We start from the raw sequence: 17466 nt of genomic DNA on the forward strand, positions 1-17466 counted from the left end.
CGGGCGCATTGTCAATCCGGCGGCGGAGTGCGATTTGATTCGGCAGATCGTTACAGGAGTGTCCAGAGAATGCGCGATTTCGATTTTCCGGGCCGCAGCGCGGTTTACGCGGGGCGGGCGATGGCGGCGACCTCGATGCCGGCGGCGACCCTCGCCGCGCTCGACGCCTTGCGGGCGGGCGGCAACGCGCTCGATGCGGCGGTGACGGCGGCGGCGGTGCTCGGCGTGATCGAGCCGCAATCGACCGGCATCGGCGGCGACTGCTTCTGCCTCTACAAGAAGGCCGGCAGCCCCGAGGTGATCGCGCTGAACGGCTCCGGCCGCGCCCCCGCCGGCGCGACGATCGACTATTTCGAGTCCCAGGGAATCGCCCAGTTCGACAACATCTCGGCCCATGCCGTCACCGTGCCGGGCGCCGTCTCCGCCTGGGAGACGCTGCTCGCGGCGCATGGGCGGCGCGGGCTCGATGCGGCGCTGGCGCCGGCGATCCGCTATGCCGAGGAGGGGCATCCGGTGCATCCGCGCGTCGCCTTCGACTGGAAGATTGCCGAGGGCAAGCTGCGCCGCAGCGGCGCCGCCGCGCTGCTGCCGGGCGGTGCCGCGCCGGTCGCAGGCACGATGTTCCGCCAGCCCGAGCTTGCCCGCACGCTCAGGGCGATCGCCAAGGACGGGGCGAAGGCGTTCTACGAGGGGCCGGTCGCCGCCGCGATCGTGGCCGAGCTGCGGGCGCGCGGCGGCGTGCATGCCGAGGCGGATTTCGCCGCCGGCCGCACCGCGGCGAAATTCGTCACCCCGATCAGGCGCGATTTCGACGGGCTGACGATCTGGGAATGCCCGCCGAACGGCTCGGGCCTGCTGGCGCTGATGCTGCTCGGCATTCTCGAAGGGTTCGGCCCGGCGCCGGACGGGCCGATGGGGCCGATCCGGCTGCACCGGCACATCGAGGCGGCGCGCCTCGTCTATCGCGATCGCGACGCGCTGCTGGCCGACCCGGACCAGGCGGAGGTGCCGGTCGCGCATCTGCTGAGCGATGACTATCTCGGCGGGCTGCGGGCGCTGATCCGCGACGACCGGGCGATGGTGGACCTGCCGCGCGCCGGCGAGACGGCGCTGCCGCTGCATCGCGACACGGTCTATCTCTGCGTGGTGGACGAGGACGGCAATGCCTGTTCGTTCATCAACTCGACCTACGAGAGCTTCGGCTCGGGCATTCTCGCCGGGGATACCGGCGTGGTGCTGCACAATCGCGGCATGGGCTTCCGCATCCAGCGCGGCCATCCGAACTGCATCGCCCCGGGCAAGCGGCCGATGCACACGATCATCCCCGGCATGGCGACCCAGGGCGGCGAGGCGGTGATGCCGTTCGGCGTGATGGGCGGGCATTACCAGCCGATGGGCCAGTCCTGGCTGGTGACCAACATGCGCCAGTACGGGCTCGACGTGCAGGAGGCGCTCGATCTCGCCCGCGTCTTCCCCTTCGGCGGGCAGGTCGAGGTCGAGCGGTCGGTGCCGGCGGCGACCCTCGAAGGCCTGGTCGCGCGCGGCCACAAGGTGGTGCGCGACGACCGGCCGGATGCGCGGCCGCATGGCGGCGGCCAGGCGATCTGGATCGATCGCGGGCGCGGCGTGCTGATCGGCGGGTCCGACCCGCGCAAGGACGGCTGCGCGCTCGGCTATTGATGCCACGCCGCGCGGCCATCATCGCGTCGCATCGGAGCGGTCGCCGTTCGCGACTGGCGGTGCGATGAGCGGCGGCGGGCCGGGGGACCGGCCGCGGCCGCCGCCGGTGGCGGCGCTGATGCCGATGGCGGTGACGGGCGTGACCGTGCTGGGCTTCATGCCCGCGCTGATCCTGATCTTCCTTGCGCAGCTGATCTGGGGCGCCGGGTTCGTCGGGCCGTTCATGCTCTACGTGGTCTGGCCGTTCGCCATTGTCGCGGTGGCGGCCATGCGCATCGTCATGGGCGGGATGGGGCGCGGCAAGGTGCGGATGCTGGCGCTGTTCCGCTGGCTGCGGCTCGGGACGTATGCGGCCTATGGCGCGACGTTCCTGGCGTCCCTGGCGATCGCGCTCACCACGCCGAGCGCGTTCGCCCGCATCGGGCTGATCGTGCAGATGATCGTCATGGCGGCGATGGTCGCCGTGCTGTTCCGCTGGCTGCGCGGGTTTTCGAGATGGCGGTGGCTCGATCCGCGGTCGCGCCCCGGCGAGTGGGAACTGGCGACCGACGCGGAATTGCGCCAGCCGGCCGATTCGAAACAGATCGGTTACGCGGCCAACAGACTGAAGCGGAATTATCCGGCACTCTATGAGCATATCTATGGCGAGGAGAAAAATTCCGGTTTGAATTCCGGCGAAAAGGGCGAATAGTGGGCGGCGCCGGGAGGACAAGGACATGGAAGACCCCGCCCACGGAGCGGCCCCGCACGGGCCGCGCGCCGTCGCCCTGGTTGGTCCGCAGGGAAGCGGCAAGAGCACGCTGAGCGCCGCGCTGGTCGAGATGGCCGGCGGTGGCGAGGCAAGGCGCGGCGGGCGCGAGCGAAGTTCCTCCCACGAGATGCGGCCGGCCCATTGCGATTTCCTCGGCGAGCGATGGGCGTTGCTGGATTGTCCTGGATCGGTGGAGTTCGTGCACGAGGCGGCGGCGGCGCTCGCGGTGGCGGATCTCGCCGTCGTGGTGGCCGAACCCGACCCGGCGCGGGCGATCGCGCTGCGGCCGGTGTTCCGCATGCTGGAGGACTCCGGCGTGCCTTTCCTCGTCTTCGTCAACAAGGTGGATGCGCTGAGCGCGCCGGCCGAGGCGCTGGTGGCGGCGATGCAGGCGGAAACCGCGGTGCAGCTCGTGCCGCGGCAGATGCCCATACGCGAGGGCGAACGGGTCATCGGCTATGTCGACCTGCTCTCGGAACGGGCGTTCCGCTACCGGCCGGATGCGGCGTCCGAGCGGATCGGGCTGCCGGCGGCCGTGGCCGAGACCGAGCAGGCGGCGCATGACGCGCTGATCGACAGCCTCGCGGACCGGGATGACGAACTGCTCGAACAGGTGATCGAAGGGGCGACACCCACGCCCGCCGAGCTTTACAGCCATTTCCGCAAGGACATGGAGGCGCGCAGCCTGGCGGGGGTCATGTTCGGCGTGGCCGAGCATGCGCATGGCGTGCTGCGGCTGTGGAAGGCGTTGCGGCATGACGCGCCGGATGTGGGCGCGACGGCGGCGCGGCATGGAATCGCACCCGAAGGGCCGGCCTTGGCGCAGGTGTTCCGCACGAGCTGGCGCGGGGCGGCGGGCAAGCTGTCCTTCGCCCGGGTCTGGCGCGGGGCGCTGCGCGACGGGGCGAGCTATGGCGGCGTGCGGATCGGCGGGATGATGCGCTTCGCCGAGGGTGAATTGCAGCGCGTGGCCGAGGCCGGGGCCGGCGACGTCGTGGCACTCGGCCGGCTCGAAGGGGTGGCGACCGGCGGCACGCTGGGCGAGGCGGCGCCGGCACTGGCGTTCCCCGCGCCGCCGCCGCCGCTGCATGAGGTCGCGATCGCCGCGGCGGAGCGGAAGGACGACGTGAAGCTCGCCGGCGGGCTGGAAAAGCTGCTGGAGGAAGACCCGGCGCTGCGGCTCACGCGCGATGGTGAAACCGGCGAAACGCGCCTCGCCGGGCTTGGTGAAATTCACGTCGGCAGCGCGGTGGAGCGGCTGGAGCGGCTCTCCGGCGTCGCGGTGCGGACGGCGCGGCCGCGCGTGCCCTTCCGCGAGACGATCCGCCGGCCGGTGCGCGAGCACGCGCGGCTGAAGCGGCAGACCGGCGGGCATGGCCAGTTCGCCGATGTGAAACTGGAAATCGAGCCGCGCGGGCGTGGCGAGGGGTTCGCCTTCAACGACCGCATCGTCGGCGGTGCGGTGCCGAAACAGTATATCGCGGCGGTGGCCGACGCCGCCGAGGAAGCGACCCGCCGCGGGCCGTTCGGCTATCCGGTGGTGGATATCGCGGTGACGCTGGTCGATGGCGGGTTCCACGCGGTGGACAGTTCCGACATGGCGTTCCGCTCGGCGACGCGGGCGGGCATGGCGGAAGGCCTGGCGAAGGCCGAACCGGTGCTGCTGGAGCCGATCCACCGGATCACGGTGAGCGCGCCGAACGGCTTCACCGCCGGGGTGCAGCGGCTGCTGACCGGCCGGCGCGGCCAGATCCTGGGCTATGCCGAGCGCGCGGGCTGGCCTGGCTGGGACGATACCGAGGCGCTGCTGCCGGCGGCGGAACTGCACGGGCTGGCGGTCGAGCTGCGGTCGCAGACCGCGGGGCTCGGCAGTTTCGTCCACAGTTTCGAGCATCTGTCGGAAGCGCCGCCGCGGCTGGCCGAGAAGGTGGCGCAGGCGGCGGCGACCTGAATTCACGGATAAGGAGCAGAGATGGATACGCATGGTTCCGGCACGCTGGCCGCGCCGTTGCTGATCGGGCGGGATTCGCGGGGCGTGGTCACGCTCACGCTCAACCGGCCGGCGAGCTTCAACGCGCTGTCCGACGAGCTGCTCGCCGCGCTCGATGCGGCGATCGGCGAGATCGCGGCGGATGCGGGCGCGCGGGTGGTGGTGCTGGCGGCGAATGGCCGCGCCTTCTGCGCCGGGCACGATTTGCGGGAGATGATCGCGCGCGAGGAGGCGGACGCGCATCGCGACCTCTTCGCCCGCTGCACCCGGGTGATGCTCGGCTTGCAGCGGCTGCCGGTGCCGGTGATCGCGCGGGTGCAGGGGGTGGCGACGGCGGCGGGTTGCCAGCTCGTCGCGAGCTGCGACCTCGCGGTGGCGGCGGCGAGCGCGCGCTTCGCGGTTTCGGGCATCAATCTCGGCCTGTTCTGCTCGACGCCGAGCGTCGCCCTCGCCCGCGCGGTGCCGCGCAAGGCCGCGCTGGAGATGCTGTTCACCGGCGGGATGATCGATGCCGCCGAGGCGGCGCGGCGCTTCCTGATCAACGAGGCGGTGCCGGATGCCGAGCTGGACGACGCGGTCGCGCGGCGGGTGGAGCAGATTCTCGCCAAGCCGCGCGCCGCCCTCGCCATCGGCAAGGCGCAGTTCTACCGGCAGATCGAGCTCGGCATCGCCGAGGCCTATGATGTGGCGGGCGAGGCGATGGCCTGCAACATGCAGGACGCGGCGGCGCGGGAGGGGATTTCCCGCTTCCTCGACCGGAAGAAATAGTTCCGTCCCGGACGATAGGACCGCATTCAGATCCGGCCCCGGCGGAAAAACCGGGGCCGGAGCAGAGCGTTAGTACATGTGCTGGCCGCCGTTGATCGACAGGGTCGAGCCGGTGATGAAATCGGCCTCGTCGGCGGTGAGGAAGACCACGCCGCGGGCGATGTCCTCGGCATGGCCGAGGCGGCCGACCGGGATTTTCGCGATGATCTTTTCCAGCACTTCCGGCGGCACGGCGCGCACCATGTCGGTATCCACATAGCCGGGGGCGATGGCATTGACGGTGATGCCGAAGCGGGCACCTTCCTGCGCCAGCGCCTTGGTGAAGCCGTGGATGCCGGATTTCGCGGCGGCGTAGTTCACCTGGCCGTACTGGCCGGCCTGGCCGTTGATCGAGCCGATGTTCACGATGCGGCCGAACTTGCGCTCCTTCATCCCGTCGAAGGTCGCCTTGCAGAGATTGAAGCAGGAGCCGAGATTGGTGTCGATCACCGCATCCCACATGTCGCGGGTCATGCGGGCGAGGGTGGCGTCGCGGGTGATGCCGGCATTGTTGACGAGAATCTCGATCGGGCCGAGGCGGCTGGTGACGCGGCCGATCGCCTCGATGGTCTGCTCGAAATCGCCGACGTCGAATTTCACCGTCTCGATGCCGTGGACGGCCGTGAAATTCTCGGCCGCGGTCTGGTTGCCGGCATAGGTGGCGACGACGGTGCGGCCGGCCGCCTTCAGCGCGACGCTGATGGCGGCGCCGATACCGCGCGTGCCGCCGGTGACGAGTGCAATTCGTGACATGCTGAAATCCTCCCTGTGGATCAGGCGTCCGACAATCGGAAGCGGGAGGCAGTCTGGACTGGTTCCGGAGGACTGTCCATGATCGAAATCAATCGGTTAGCGTAGTTTCATGTCCGAAAGGCGGAGAGCTTGCGGCGCTGGCGGCCGGCATCGTCGAAGTTGTCCGGCGCGAGCCACGCATCGAGGGCGGCGCGCCGGTCGGGCCATTCGGAATCGAGGATGGAGAACCAGGCGGTGTCGCGGTTGCGGCCCTGGGTGACGGCGTTCTGGCGGAAGATGCCCTCGAAGGTGAAGCCGAGACGCAGGGCGGCGGCGCGGGAGGGCAGGTTCAGGCTGTTGCACTGCCATTCGACGCGCCGGTAGCCAAGGTCGTCGAAGGCGTGGCGGAGCATCAGGAACAGTGCCTCGGTGCCGGCGCGGTGGCGCCGGAGCAGCGGCGTGAAGTTGATCGAGCCGATCTCCAGCGCGCCGTTGGCCGCGGCGATGTTCATGAAGGCGGCGTGGCCGGCGGGCTGGCCGCTTGCCGCCTCGATGATGGCATAGGCGACGCGGCCGGGGGTTGTGGCGTTGGCCTCGACGTAGTCGCGGAAGGCGGACTCGTCCGCCGGGCGGGCGGTGCGCCACCAGGTCCAGTCCCGGTCGTCCGGTGCGGCGCGGAATCCGGCGATGAGGCCGGCGCCGTGGCGTGCGGGGTCGAGCCGTTCCAGCCGGCAATAGCGCCCCTCGAAACCGGCGGCGTCGGGAAGCGGGCGCGGCGTCCAGCCGGGGACGGGCGCGCCGACGATCTGGCCATAGGCGTTGGTTTCGGTCATGCGGTGCGGATCTCGGGTTCGTGGCGGACCGGGAAGTTCATCGACCGGGCGATGAAGCATTTTGCTCCGGCGTCGCGGTGCAGGGCGGCGGCGCGGGCGGCGTCGTTGCCTGGCGCGATGGTGACGACGGGGCGCAGGATGGCCTCGACGAACCGGCCGGCGCCGGAGGCTTCCTCCTCCATCACCGCCTCGGCGCGATCCTCGTAGGCCAGCACGGCGATCCCGGCCTCGGCGCAGAGATGCAGATACCAGAGCTGGTGGCAGGAGGAGAGCGAGGCGAGCAGCAGCAGTTCGGGGTTCCAGCGCGCGGGATCGCCGCGGAAGGCGGGATCGGATGTCAGCGCGAGGTCCGGCCGGCCGTCGGCTTCCACCTCGTGGTCGCGGCCATAGGCGGCGTAGGCGCTGGTGCCGGTGCCGCGGTTGCCGGTCCAGCGCAGGGTGGTGGCGTAGCGGTGCAGCCGGCTCAAGCCTGTGTCCCTATTCGCTGTAGGCGCAGGATTCGCCTTCGGAATCGCGGAAGACGGCGACGCGGGCGAGGCCCGGGCAGGATGTCGCGAGCCGCGTCCAGATGAAGCGGGCGAGGTTTTCCAGCGTTGCCGGGCCGAGGCCCTCCACCTCGTCGAGGAAGCGGTGGTCGAGCGCCTCGCGGATCGCGGCGAGGTGCTGGCCGAGCCTGCCGAAATCCATCAGCATGCCGCTCGCATCCGGCGCGCCGCGCAGGGTGACGGTGGCGCGGTAGGAATGGCCGTGGATGCGGCGGCTCGCCTCGGCGGCGATCTGGCGTTGCAGCGTGTGGGCCGCCTCGAAGCGGAATTCCTTGGTGATTTCGTGCATGGTCAGGGGATGCCGAGATATTTGTGGGTCTGCATCGACAGACGCCATTGCGGATGGGTGAGGCAGTATTCGATGGCGGCGCGCGTGTTGGCCGCGCGATCCGGCCCGTCCATCGGCTGGAGCAGGAAATGCGCGAAATCGAGCCCGGCGAAGCGCTCGGGTGTCGCCTCCTTCTGGGGATAGACCAGCTTGAGCTCCGACCCCTGGCGCACCACCAGCTCGGCCCCTTCCTTGGGGCTGACGCAGAGCCAGTCGATGCCCGGCGGCGGTTCGATCGTGCCGTTGGTCTCGACCGCGATTTCGAAGCCGGCGTCATGCACCGCTTCGATCAGCGGCGCATCGAGCTGGAGCAGCGGTTCGCCGCCGGTGAAGACGACGAGGGCGTCGCGGGTGCAGGCGGCGGACCAGGCGGCCTGGATGGCGCGGGCGAGACCGGCGGCATCGGCGAAGCGGCCGCCGCCCGGTCCGTCGGTGCCGACGAAATCGGTGTCGCAGAAGCGGCAGGTCGCACTGGCGCGGTCCTCCTCCCGGCCGGACCACAGGTTGCAGCCGGCGAAGCGGCAGAACACCGCGGCGCGGCCCGCATTGCGCCCCTCGCCCTGCAGGGTGGGGAAGATTTCCTTCACGCTATAGGCCATGATGGCGGCATCTACCGCACATCCGCCGCTCTGGCGACAGGGAGCACGGCATTGCCGCCATCGCCGCGCGGCGCGGCTTGATCCGGCGCGCCCGTCCCGGCACGATCATGCGCATGAACGCAACGAACTCGCCGAAGCATCATCTGCTGATCACCGGGACCGGGCGGAGCGGCACGTCCTTCCTCGTCCGCTGGTTCGACGCGCTGGGGATGGAGACGCATTTCTCCCGCTTCGGCGAGCATGCGGCCTGGGACGAGGAGGCCAATGCCGGCGCGGAAAACCTGCCGCTGCCCGCGCTGGATGCGGACATGCCCTATGTCGTGAAATCGCCCTGGGTGTCCGAGTTCATCGACCAGTTGCTGGCCGATCCGGGCATCGTGCTGGATGGCGTGATCGTGCCGATGCGCGACCTGATGGACGTGGCGGCGAGCCGGACCATTCTCGAATTGCGCGACATGGCGGCCGAGCCCGACTGGCCGGCGGTGATGGAACGGCCCTGGGCGCATCGCGGGCGGACGCCGGGCGGGATCGTCTATTCGCTGCATCCGCTCGACCAGGCGCGGGTGCTCGCCCTCGGCTTCCACCATCTGCTGGAGCGGCTCGTCGCGGCGGAGGTGAAGGTGGTGATGGTTTCGTTCCCGCGCCTCGTCGAGGACGCGGACTATCTCTACCGCGCGCTCGCCCCGCTTCTTCCGGCGAGCGTGGATGCCGCTTCGGCCCGGGCCGCGCATGCCCGCGTTGCCGACCCGGCAAAGGTGAGGGTGGGGCCGGGCGGGCGGGATTCGACGCTCGAACGGCTGGACAGGGTGGCGCTGAACCGCGAAATCGGCCGGCTTCGCCGGGAAATGGCCGCGCTGGAGGGGCGGCTGGCCGAGGCGAGTGGTGCCGCGGCGGCGGCGCGGCGGCATGCCGAGACGATCGAGCGCAGCACGATGTGGCGGGCCCTCTTCCCGCTGCGGCGGGCGCTGCACCGTCTGCGCGGCCGCGCATGACAGCGCTTTCTTTTTGGCGAGACTTCACCCATATTGTAAAAGGAATGTAACACGATGCCCGTGCCACGCGAATCGGCCCGGGAGCGGCAGGGGGACTCCGGCGGATGCAGGGCAGATTTATGCCGAATGGCGGGGTGAGCTGCGTCCGCAGTCCCGAATCCGTTTACGGAACCTTGAACTTTTCGGCGCCAGACTGGCGTGACGAGAAAGGCGGTTTGCGCCCATGATGTATGACCTTTACCAGACGCAGGACGATCTTCTGGCCCCGTTCCGGATGGCGGCGCGCGCGATGGCGCCGCTGATCGACCTGCTGACGCCGCCGGCGGGAATCCCGACCCTGCCGGTTGCGACGCGCGCCGCACTGGAGATTTTCGGCAATAGCGGCATTTCCCACAGCCGGCCGGAGTTCGGCATCGCCAGCGTGCGCGCCGGCGGGCGGGACATTCCCGTGACCGAGACGGTGGTGAGCGGAACGCCCTTCGGCGACCTGCTGCATTTCCGCAAGGAGACTGCCTCACCCGGCCCGCGCGTGCTGATCGCGGCGCCGCTTTCGGGCCATTTCGCGACCCTGCTGCGCAACACCGTCGAGGTCATGCTGCAGGATCACGACGTCTTCATCACCGACTGGAAGAACGCGCGCGACATTCCGGTGAGCGCGGGGCGCTTCGGCTTCGATGAATATGTGGCGCATATCATGGACTTCCTGCGCGAAATCGGGCCGGGGGCGCATGTCGTCGCCGTGTGCCAGCCGGCGGTGGCGGTGTTCGCCGCGACCGCGCTGATGGCCGAGGCCGGCGATCCGGCGGCGCCGCGCAGCATGACGCTGATGGGCGGGCCGATCGATACCAGGCGCAACCCCTCGAAGGTCAACGATCTCGCCAAGACCCGCGACATCGCCTGGTTCCGCAGCAACCTGATCACCACCGTGCCGCGCCGCTTCGCCGGGGCAGGGCGGGCGGTCTATCCCGGTTTCGTGCAGCTCGCCTCCTTCGTGTCGATGAATCTCGACCGGCATATCGGCGCGCATCTGCGCCAGTTCCGCGCCATCGTCACCGAGGATGACGCGAGCGAGGCGGCGCATCGCAAGTTCTACGACGAATACCAGTCGGTGATGGACCTGACGGCGGAATTCTATCTCGAAACCGTCGAGCGCGTGTTCCAGCGGCACGATCTGCCGCGCGGCCAGCTGAGCTGGCGCGGCCAGACGGTGCGCCCGGCGGCGATCCGCAAGACATCGGTCTTCACCGTCGAGGGCGAGCGGGACGATATCTGCCCGCCCGGCCAGTCGGTCGCGGCGCTCGATCTCTGCACCGGGCTGAAACCGGCGCAGAAGCGCAACCATCTCCAGCTCGGCGTCGGCCATTACGGCGTGTTCTCGGGCTCGCGCTGGGCGAACGAGATCTATCCGCAGCTGCGCGAGGTCATCGCCGCCGCCGGCTGAACGGCTGGCGGAACCGCCTGGGGCGGCGGGCTGGCGGCGCGGGGCGAAACACATGCGTCGCCATGAGCTGGCGGACGCGCCGCACTGTGTGGTGGCGGGACAGGCCGGTGGCGATCACCGCATCGGCGCGGCGGCGTTTTTCGGCATCCGGCATTTGCAGGGCGATGATCCGCTCGATCTCGGCGTGGGGCAGGCCGCGGCGCAGCACCCGCGCGATCTGCACCGCGCGCGGCGCGGAGACGGTGAGTGCGAGATCGACCCGCGCCTCGCCGCCGGTTTCGAACAGCAGCGGAATGTCGAGCAGCACGGCGCGGGCGCCGCGCCTGCGGGCGGCGGCGAGGAATTTTGTCTCCGCCGCGCGCACCATGCGGTGCATGATCGCTTCCAGACGGCGCCGCGCGGCGGGATCGGCCAGCACATGCGCGCGCAGGGCGGCGCGGTCGAGCACGCCGGCGCGCACCACGCCGGGAAACGCCGCCGCGATGGGCGCAAGCGCCGCCCCGCCCGGCGCCTGCAGCGCGCGGACCGTGGCATCGGCATCGAACACCGGCACGTGGCGGCGGCGGAAGAGTGAAGCGACGGTGGATTTCCCCATGCCGATTCCGCCGGTGAGGCCGATGATCTTCATCCCATCAGGTCGGCCGCGACGGCGCGGTAGAGCGCATCGTCCACCACCGGGGTGACGCCGAACCAGGCGGCGAAGCCCGGCACCGCCTGGTGCAGCAGCATCCCGAGCCCCTCGACCGCGACGAGGCCGCGCGCCCGCGCCGCCGCCAGCAGCGGTGTTTCCAGCGGGACATAGACGATGTCCGCCACCGCCATGCCGGGAGCGGCGCGGGCGAGATCGAGTTCGAGCGGATTATGCCCGGCCATGCCGAGCGAGGTGGTGTTGACCACCAGCGCGTGGTCCGCCAGCGCCGCCGACCGCGCCTCCCAGGGGATGTGGACGAGGCCGAAATCCCGCGCGAGCGCCACCGCGCGCTCCGGCGAGCGGTTGCACAGCGTGACCACCGCCCCCGCATCCTGCAGCGCGGTAGCGATGGCCCGCGCCGCCCCCCCGGCGCCGAGCACCAGCGCCGGGCCGGCGGCGGGGTTCACGCCATGGGCGCGCAGATTGGCGAGAAAGCCCGACCCGTCGGTATTCGCGCCCTCGATCCCCGTGGGCGTGAAGACGAGCGTGTTCACCGCCCCGGCGCGCCGCGCGCTGTCGGCCACGCGGTCGCACACGGCGAAGGCGGCTTCCTTGTGCGGGATCGTCACGTTGGCGCCGGCGAAGCCCATTTTCGCCAGCGCGGCGACGCAGGCGGCGAAATCGTCCGGGGCGATGGCGAGCGGGAGATAGGCGCCGTCGATCCCGTGGCGTTCGAGCCAGGTGCCGTGCAGGCGGGGCGAGCGGGAATGGGCGACCGGATAGCCGATCACCCCGGCGAGGCGTGCGTGGCCGGAAAGGATCATGAGCTGTTTCGATCATGAAGCGGCGCCGGCGGCAAGGGGCGGTTTCGCGCCGGCGGTTCCGCGCCATATCCGCGACAGGGCGGAGGGATGCGATGGACGCAACGGGACGGGATGATGTGGCGGTGGTGTTCGGCGCGGGCGGCGGCATTGGCGGCGCGCTGGTGGCGGCCCTTGCGGGCGATCGGCGTTTCGCCGCGGTGATCGGGCTCGGGCGGGGCAGCGCGCCGCGCTTCGACCTGCTCGATGAGGCCAGCATTGCCGAAGCGGTGCGGGCGGTGGCGGCGCGGGGGGCCATTCGCCTTGCGATCGATGCCACCGGCTTCCTGCACGATGAAGCACAGATGCCGGAGAAGAGCTTGCGCGAGCTGGATGCGTGCCGCCTCGCCCGCAGCTTCGCGCTGAACGCGATCGGCCCGGCGCTGCTGATGAAGCATCTGCTGCCCGCCTTGCCGCGCGAGGGGCGGGCGGTGTTCGCCACGCTGTCGGCCCGGGTCGGCAGCATCGGCGATAACCGGCTCGGCGGGTGGTATGGCTATCGCGCGTCGAAGGCGGCGCTGAACCAGTTCGTGCGGACGGCCGCGGTGGAGCTGGCGCGGCGGTCGCCGGCGGCGATCTGCGTCGCCCTGCATCCGGGCACGGTGGCGACGGGGCTTTCCGCCCCGTTCGCCGCCGCCGGGCTCGACGTGCAGGCGCCGGAGGTGGCGGCGGCGCGGCTGCTGGCGGTGATCGACCGGCTTACCCCAGCCGAGAGCGGCGGGTTTTTCGACCATCGCGGCGAGGCGGTGCCGTGGTAGGTGAGGGCCCCGGCGGATCAGGCCGTATAGGGCGGGCGGCCGGTGGCCAGCGCGTCGTCCAGCAGGTCGAGCCGGTCCTGGCCCCAGAACAGCTCGCCATTCAGGATGTAGGAGGGCGCGCCGAACACGCCGGCGGCCTCGGCCATCTCGCGGTTGCGCTGATAGGCGGCGGCGATCTCGGGCGCGCCGGCGCGGGCCTGGAGTTCGGGCGCGATGCCGGACGCGGCGGCGAGGTCGGCGATGGTTTCAGGATCGGCGAGGTTGCGCTCCTCCGCCCAGACCGCGGCGAAGACGCGGCGGAGGAACGGGTCGGGGTCGCCGCCGGCTTCCGCGATGGCGATGGCCAGGCGATCCGCCAGCGCCGGGTCCACCGGGAAGAATTGCGGGTGCAAATTGAGCGGGAGGCCGCGGCGGGCGCGCCAGCGTTGCAGCTCGACCAGACGGTAGCGCTGGCGGACCGGGTGGCGCTTGGCCAGCGGCTGGCCGCCGGTTTCGGCGAAGATCGCGCCGAGCGGCACCGGGCGATACTCCACCGTCGCGCCGTGGCGGCGGGCGATGTCGAGAAAGGCGGCGTGGCCGAGATAGGTCCAGGGGGAATGGCTCGTGAAGACATAGGTGATGGTGGCGGCCATGGGCGTTTTCCTCCGCGCTGCTTGCGTGCTGCGCCCATGTTGATAGGGAAGCAGCGTGCCGGCGCCAAGGGCGGCCCGGCGGCGACCACCGCACTCCGGAGAGACCGAACCGCATGAGCTCCATCCTGACCCTTTCCTGCCGCAACCGGCCCGGCATTGTCGGCGCCGTCGGCCATTTCCTGCACGCGCACGGGCAGGACATCCGCGAGGCGCAGCAATTCGACGACCGGGCGAGCGGGCGCTTCTTCATGCGCGTGGTGTTTGCCCCGGTGGGCGACGCGCCTTCCTCCGGGCTGGAGGCGGAGTTCGCCGCGGTCGGGCGCGAGTTCGGGATGGACTGGGAGATCACCCCAAGCGGGCACCGGATGCGGACGATGATCCTCGTCTCGCGGTTCGATCACTGCCTGGTCGACCTGGTCTATCGGCAGCGGATCGGCGAACTGCCGATGGACATTGTCGGCGTGATCGCCAACCATCCGCGCGAGAGCTACGCCCATCTCGATCTCGACGGGATTCCCTTCCATCATCTGCCGATCGCGCCGGATACCAAGATGGAACAGGAGGCCGAGGTGTGGCGGCTGATGCGCGAGAGCGGCGCGGAACTCGCCATCCTGGCGCGCTACATGCAGGTGCTGTCGGACGGGCTGGTGGCGAAGCTGGCCGGGCGCTGCATCAACATCCACCATTCCTTCCTGCCCGGCTTCAAGGGTGCGAAGCCCTATCACCAGGCCTATGCGCGCGGGGTGAAGCTGATCGGCGCGACGGCGCATTATGTCACCACCGCGCTCGACGAGGGGCCGATCATCGAGCAGGATGTCGAGCGCATTTCGCATGGCGACACGCCGGAGGCGCTGGTGCGCAAGGGGCGCGACATCGAGCGCCGGGTGCTGGCGCGCGCCGTGCTCGGCCATCTGGAGCGGCGGGTGTTCATCAGCGGCAGCAAGACGGTGGTGTTCGCCGGCTAGAGCAAAAAGGGGGGGAAAACGGCGATGTCGCGCGCGGTGCTGTTCGATACGGAAACGACGGGGTTGGAGCCGCTTGGCGGCGACCGGGTGATCGAGGTCGCGGCGATCGAGCTGTGGAACGACCTGCCGACCGGCAAGGTGTTCCACACGCTGATCGACCCCGAACGCGACATTCCCGCCGAGGCGAGCCGGGTGCATGGCATGACCAGCGCCGATGTCGCCGGCAAGCCGAAATTCGCCGAGATCGCCGCCGAATTGCTGGAGTTCTTCGCTGAGGATCCGCTGGTCGCGCATAACGCGCCGTTCGATTTCGGCTTTCTCGACGCCGAGTTCGCCCGCATCGGCCGCGCCGCCCTCGACAGGGCGAGGATGATCGACACGCTGGCGCTGGCCAAGCAGCGCTTTCCGGGGATGCCGAACTCGCTCGACGCGCTGTGCCGGCGCTTCGACATCGATTTCTCCGCCCGCACCACCCATAACGCGCTGCTCGACTGCAAGCTGCTCGCGGAGGTTTATGTCGAGCTGACCGGCGGGCGGCAGCGCGGGCTCGACCTTGCCGCCGAGAGCACGATCCGCCTCGTCGAATATCGCAGCGAGGGGCCGCGCACGCCGCGCCCGGTCGTCGCGAGTGCGGCGGAGCTGGCCGCGCACGAGGCGTTCATCGAGAAGCTGAAGGAGCCGGTCTGGCGGCTGGAGCAGTAGCCGATCAGATGATGCTGTAGAGCACTTTCCGATCCATCCGGATCGGATGTAGTGCTCTACCACATTGATAAACAGAGCATCTTTATCCGATCAGATGACTCCATCTGATCAGATGATGCTCTGAATCAGGCGGCGCCGACCGACCAGAGCGCGAAGGCGTAGGTCAGCGCGGTCTGTTTCAGCGCGTCGAACCGGCCGGCGGCGCCGGCATGGCCGGCTTCCATGTCGATCCTGAGCAGTGCCGGCGCGGGGCCGGTGGCAAGCGCGCGCAGCCGGGCGACGAATTTCGCCGGCTCCCAGTAGGTCACCCGCGGGTCGGACAGGCCGCCGGTGCACAGGATCGGCGGGTAGGCGCGCGCCGCCAGGTTGTCATAGGGCGAATAGGCGGCGATCGTGTCATAGGCGGCGGGATCGGTGATCGGGTTGCCCCATTCCGGCCATTCCGGCGGGGTGAGGGGGAGCGTGTCATCCGAGATCGTGTTCAGCACGTCGACGAAGGGCACTTCGGCGATCACCCCGGCCCAGAGATCCGGCCGCATGGTGAAGGCGGCGCCGACCAGCAGCCCGCCGGCCGAGCCGCCCTGGGCGACGATGTTCCCCGCCCGCGCATAGCCGCCGCCGATCAGCGCCTCGGCGGCGGCGATGAAATCGGTGAAGCTGTTCATCTTGTGCGCGGCGCGGCCGCCGAGGAACCAGTTCCAGCCCTTCTCGGTGCCGCCGCGGACATGGGCGATGGCGAAGATCCAGCCGCGATCGACCAGCGAGAGGATCGAGGTGCGGAACCACGGCTCCATCGGGATGCCATAGGCGCCGTAGCCGTAGAGCAGCAGCGGGGCCGCGCCGTCCAGCGCCTGGCCGCGGCGCATCAGCACCGTCACCGGGATCGACGCGCCATCGGCCGCCATGGCGTCGATGCGCCGTGTTTCGTAGCGCGCGGGGTCGTGGCCGGAGGGAATGTCCTGGGTCTTGCGCAGGATCGCCGTGCGGGTGGCCAGATCGTAGTCGAAGGTCTGGCGCGGGGTGGTGGGCGAGGAATAGACGTAGCGGATCGTCGCGGTGTCGTATTCGAGGCCGGATTCGGCGCGCAGCACATAGGCCGGCTCGTCCTGCGCGATCTCCCACTCGGCGCCGCCATCGCGCGGGGCGACGATGATGCGGGTGTTCGCCTCGATCCGTTCGAGCCGGACGATGTGGTGTTTCAGCGCGAAGGCGCCGACGAGGTAGCGGCCCGGCCGGTGCGGCACGAGGTCGCGCCAGTGCGCACGGCCCCGGGCATCGAGCGGCGCCTCGACCAGCTTGAAATCCACCGCGCCGTCGGCATTGGTGCGGATGATCAGCCGGTCGCCGGCATCATCGACATCGTAGCGCAGGCCGGGCTCGCGCGGGGCGATGAGCGCGGGCGGCGCGGTCGGGTCGTCGCCGGGGATGCGCCAGACCTCGCTGGTGTCCTGGTTGCCGGCGGAGACGAGGATCGAGCCGCCGGACAGGCTGGTCTCGACGCCGAGAAAGAAGCCGGGATCGGGCTCGGCGTAGACCAGCGTGTCGCCGCCATCGGCGAGGGCGCGGCGGAACACCTTGGTCGGCCGGCCGTGATCGTCGCGGAAGACCCAGAAGATGAAGCGCGCGCAGGGGGAAAAGGTGAAATCGCCGCTGCAGGATTCGATCGGCGGGGCGGGCTCGGCGCCGGTTTCGATCTCGCGGACATGGATGCGGTAGACTTCCGACCCTTGGGTGTCTTCCGCCCACGCGAGCAGGCGGTGGTCGTCGCTGTGCGCGACCGCCGGGGCGGAGAAGAAGGCATGGCCCTTCGCGCGCGCTGGCAGGTCGAGCAGCACTTGTTCGGCGCCGCCGGCGCGGGGCGTGCGGGCGATGACCGGATGCTCGGCGCCCGGATCGAAGCGGCGGTAATAGGCGTAGGGGCCGTGCGGCGCGGGCACGGTCGAGTCGTCGTCCTTGATCCGGCCCTTCATTTCGGCGAGCAGCGTCGTCTGGAGGTCTTTGGTGCCGGCGAGCACGGCATCGGTATAGGCGTTCTCGGCAACGAGATGGGCGCGGATCTCGGGATCGAGGGCGGCGGGGTCGCGCAGCACCGCCTGCCAGTTGGCATCGCGCAGCCAGGCATAGTCATCGGTCCGCACCCGGCCGAGCTGTTCGATGCGGACCGGCTTGCGCGCGGCCGCCGGCGGGGTGGGTTGGGGCGCGTTCGGCGTGTTCATGGGG

The 17466-nt window shown here is 70.3% G+C and carries 18 protein-coding genes; 9 read left to right on the top strand and 9 right to left on the bottom strand.

Annotated elements, in window-relative coordinates:
* Window positions 1-69 precede the first annotated feature (69 nt).
* The 4 genes from ACRY_RS16250 (at window position 70) to ACRY_RS16265 (ending at window position 5189) form a co-directional block, all read left to right on the top strand.
* The gene (locus ACRY_RS16250; protein ID WP_012040283.1) at window positions 70-1680 is read left to right on the top strand and encodes a gamma-glutamyltransferase family protein; all 1611 of its coding nucleotides are present in this window, start codon (window positions 70-72) and stop codon (window positions 1678-1680) included.
* Between the two features lie 64 nt (window positions 1681-1744).
* Window positions 1745-2371 carry a hypothetical protein gene (locus ACRY_RS16255; protein WP_012040284.1) on the top strand — a complete coding sequence of 209 codons (627 nt, stop codon included), beginning with the start codon at window positions 1745-1747 and terminating at the stop codon, window positions 2369-2371.
* 25 nt (window positions 2372-2396) lie between these two features.
* Window positions 2397-4382: an elongation factor G gene (locus ACRY_RS16260; RefSeq protein ID WP_012040285.1), complete on the top strand. Its 1986-nt coding sequence runs from the start codon at window positions 2397-2399 to the stop codon at window positions 4380-4382.
* Between the two features lie 21 nt (window positions 4383-4403).
* Window positions 4404-5189 (top strand): enoyl-CoA hydratase, encoded by a 786-nt coding sequence (locus ACRY_RS16265; protein WP_012040286.1) that lies wholly within the window; start codon window positions 4404-4406, stop codon window positions 5187-5189.
* 69 nt (window positions 5190-5258) lie between these two features.
* Here the strand turns inward: ACRY_RS16265 and phbB are convergent, their stop codons facing one another.
* The 5 genes from phbB to queE form a co-directional block, all read right to left on the bottom strand.
* Window positions 5259-5981, bottom strand: a complete 723-nt coding sequence (phbB, locus tag ACRY_RS16270) for an acetoacetyl-CoA reductase (RefSeq protein WP_007422894.1) — start codon at window positions 5979-5981, stop codon at window positions 5259-5261.
* Window positions 5982-6088: 107 nt separating this feature from the next.
* On the bottom strand, window positions 6089-6793 hold the full coding sequence (locus tag ACRY_RS16275) for a GNAT family N-acetyltransferase (protein WP_012040287.1): 705 nt from the start codon (window positions 6791-6793) through the stop codon (window positions 6089-6091).
* Window positions 6790-7260, bottom strand: coding sequence for an OsmC family protein (locus ACRY_RS16280; protein ID WP_007422896.1), 471 nt, complete (start codon window positions 7258-7260; stop codon window positions 6790-6792). The genes ACRY_RS16275 and ACRY_RS16280 overlap by 4 nt, the downstream gene beginning before the upstream one ends.
* Before the next feature lie 10 nt (window positions 7261-7270).
* Window positions 7271-7627 (bottom strand): 6-pyruvoyl trahydropterin synthase family protein, encoded by a 357-nt coding sequence (locus ACRY_RS16285; protein ID WP_012040288.1) that lies wholly within the window; start codon window positions 7625-7627, stop codon window positions 7271-7273.
* A 2-nt stretch (window positions 7628-7629) separates the two neighbouring features.
* On the bottom strand, window positions 7630-8265 hold the full coding sequence (gene queE / locus ACRY_RS16290; RefSeq protein WP_012040289.1) for a 7-carboxy-7-deazaguanine synthase: 636 nt from the start codon (window positions 8263-8265) through the stop codon (window positions 7630-7632).
* A 113-nt stretch (window positions 8266-8378) separates the two neighbouring features.
* Here queE and ACRY_RS16295 point away from each other — a divergent pair, with 113 nt between their 5' ends.
* A complete protein-coding gene (locus ACRY_RS16295; protein WP_231295293.1) occupies window positions 8379-9257 on the top strand; it encodes a hypothetical protein in 879 nt (292 codons plus the stop codon).
* Window positions 9258-9480: 223 nt separating this feature from the next.
* A complete protein-coding gene (locus tag ACRY_RS16300) occupies window positions 9481-10698 on the top strand; it encodes a polyhydroxyalkanoate depolymerase (RefSeq protein ID WP_007422900.1) in 1218 nt (405 codons plus the stop codon).
* Here ACRY_RS16300 and coaE read toward each other — a convergent pair.
* Together coaE and ACRY_RS16310 are read right to left on the bottom strand one after the other, a co-directional pair.
* A complete protein-coding gene (gene coaE, locus ACRY_RS16305; protein WP_012040291.1) occupies window positions 10679-11326 on the bottom strand; it encodes a dephospho-CoA kinase in 648 nt (215 codons plus the stop codon). The genes ACRY_RS16300 and coaE overlap by 20 nt on opposite strands.
* Window positions 11323-12153 (bottom strand): shikimate dehydrogenase, encoded by an 831-nt coding sequence (locus tag ACRY_RS16310; RefSeq protein ID WP_012040292.1) that lies wholly within the window; start codon window positions 12151-12153, stop codon window positions 11323-11325. Before ACRY_RS16310 ends, coaE begins: the two co-directional genes overlap by 4 nt.
* A 92-nt stretch (window positions 12154-12245) precedes the next feature.
* Here ACRY_RS16310 and ACRY_RS16315 point away from each other — a divergent pair, with 92 nt between their 5' ends.
* Entirely contained in the window at window positions 12246-12947 is a 702-nt protein-coding gene (locus ACRY_RS16315) for an SDR family NAD(P)-dependent oxidoreductase (protein ID WP_012040293.1), read from the top strand.
* Between the two features lie 17 nt (window positions 12948-12964).
* Here the strand turns inward: ACRY_RS16315 and ACRY_RS16320 are convergent, their stop codons facing one another.
* Window positions 12965-13579 carry a 2-hydroxychromene-2-carboxylate isomerase gene (locus ACRY_RS16320; RefSeq protein WP_012040294.1) on the bottom strand — a complete coding sequence of 205 codons (615 nt, stop codon included), beginning with the start codon at window positions 13577-13579 and terminating at the stop codon, window positions 12965-12967.
* 113 nt (window positions 13580-13692) lie between these two features.
* Here ACRY_RS16320 and purU point away from each other — a divergent pair, with 113 nt between their 5' ends.
* Together purU and dnaQ are read left to right on the top strand one after the other, a co-directional pair.
* Window positions 13693-14544, top strand: a complete 852-nt coding sequence (purU, locus tag ACRY_RS16325) for a formyltetrahydrofolate deformylase (protein ID WP_007422984.1) — start codon at window positions 13693-13695, stop codon at window positions 14542-14544.
* A gap of 24 nt (window positions 14545-14568) precedes the next feature.
* A complete protein-coding gene (gene dnaQ / locus ACRY_RS16330) occupies window positions 14569-15246 on the top strand; it encodes a DNA polymerase III subunit epsilon (protein WP_012040295.1) in 678 nt (225 codons plus the stop codon).
* 125 nt (window positions 15247-15371) lie between these two features.
* On the opposite strand, the gene ACRY_RS16335 is transcribed toward dnaQ, so the two are convergent.
* Window positions 15372-17462 (bottom strand): S9 family peptidase, encoded by a 2091-nt coding sequence (locus ACRY_RS16335; RefSeq protein ID WP_012040296.1) that lies wholly within the window; start codon window positions 17460-17462, stop codon window positions 15372-15374.
* Window positions 17463-17466 lie beyond the last annotated feature (4 nt).

Origin of the sequence: Acidiphilium cryptum JF-5, assembly GCF_000016725.1 — a bacterium.
Classification (GTDB): Bacteria; Pseudomonadota; Alphaproteobacteria; order Acetobacterales; family Acetobacteraceae; genus Acidiphilium; species Acidiphilium multivorum.

Bases quoted from the DNA above. Each gene is read 5' to 3' on its own strand.
- ACRY_RS16315 (WP_012040293.1), top strand. From the start codon at position 12,246: ATGGACGCAACGGGACGGGATGATGTGGCGGTGGTGTTCGGCGCGGGC.
- ACRY_RS16260 (WP_012040285.1), top strand. From the start codon at position 2,397: ATGGAAGACCCCGCCCACGGAGCGGCCCCGCACGGGCCGCGCGCCGTC.
- purU (WP_007422984.1), top strand. From the start codon at position 13,693: ATGAGCTCCATCCTGACCCTTTCCTGCCGCAACCGGCCCGGCATTGTC.
- dnaQ (WP_012040295.1), top strand. From the start codon at position 14,569: ATGTCGCGCGCGGTGCTGTTCGATACGGAAACGACGGGGTTGGAGCCG.
- ACRY_RS16255 (WP_012040284.1), top strand. From the start codon at position 1,745: ATGAGCGGCGGCGGGCCGGGGGACCGGCCGCGGCCGCCGCCGGTGGCG.
- ACRY_RS16265 (WP_012040286.1), top strand. From the start codon at position 4,404: ATGGATACGCATGGTTCCGGCACGCTGGCCGCGCCGTTGCTGATCGGG.
- queE (WP_012040289.1), bottom strand. From the start codon at position 8,265: ATGGCCTATAGCGTGAAGGAAATCTTCCCCACCCTGCAGGGCGAGGGG.
- coaE (WP_012040291.1), bottom strand. From the start codon at position 11,326: ATGAAGATCATCGGCCTCACCGGCGGAATCGGCATGGGGAAATCCACC.
- phbB (WP_007422894.1), bottom strand. From the start codon at position 5,981: ATGTCACGAATTGCACTCGTCACCGGCGGCACGCGCGGTATCGGCGCC.
- ACRY_RS16335 (WP_012040296.1), bottom strand. From the start codon at position 17,462: ATGAACACGCCGAACGCGCCCCAACCCACCCCGCCGGCGGCCGCGCGC.
- ACRY_RS16320 (WP_012040294.1), bottom strand. From the start codon at position 13,579: ATGGCCGCCACCATCACCTATGTCTTCACGAGCCATTCCCCCTGGACC.
- ACRY_RS16300 (WP_007422900.1), top strand. From the start codon at position 9,481: ATGATGTATGACCTTTACCAGACGCAGGACGATCTTCTGGCCCCGTTC.
- ACRY_RS16275 (WP_012040287.1), bottom strand. From the start codon at position 6,793: ATGACCGAAACCAACGCCTATGGCCAGATCGTCGGCGCGCCCGTCCCC.
- ACRY_RS16310 (WP_012040292.1), bottom strand. From the start codon at position 12,153: ATGATCCTTTCCGGCCACGCACGCCTCGCCGGGGTGATCGGCTATCCG.
- ACRY_RS16250 (WP_012040283.1), top strand. From the start codon at position 70: ATGCGCGATTTCGATTTTCCGGGCCGCAGCGCGGTTTACGCGGGGCGG.
- ACRY_RS16285 (WP_012040288.1), bottom strand. From the start codon at position 7,627: ATGCACGAAATCACCAAGGAATTCCGCTTCGAGGCGGCCCACACGCTG.
- ACRY_RS16295 (WP_231295293.1), top strand. From the start codon at position 8,379: ATGAACGCAACGAACTCGCCGAAGCATCATCTGCTGATCACCGGGACC.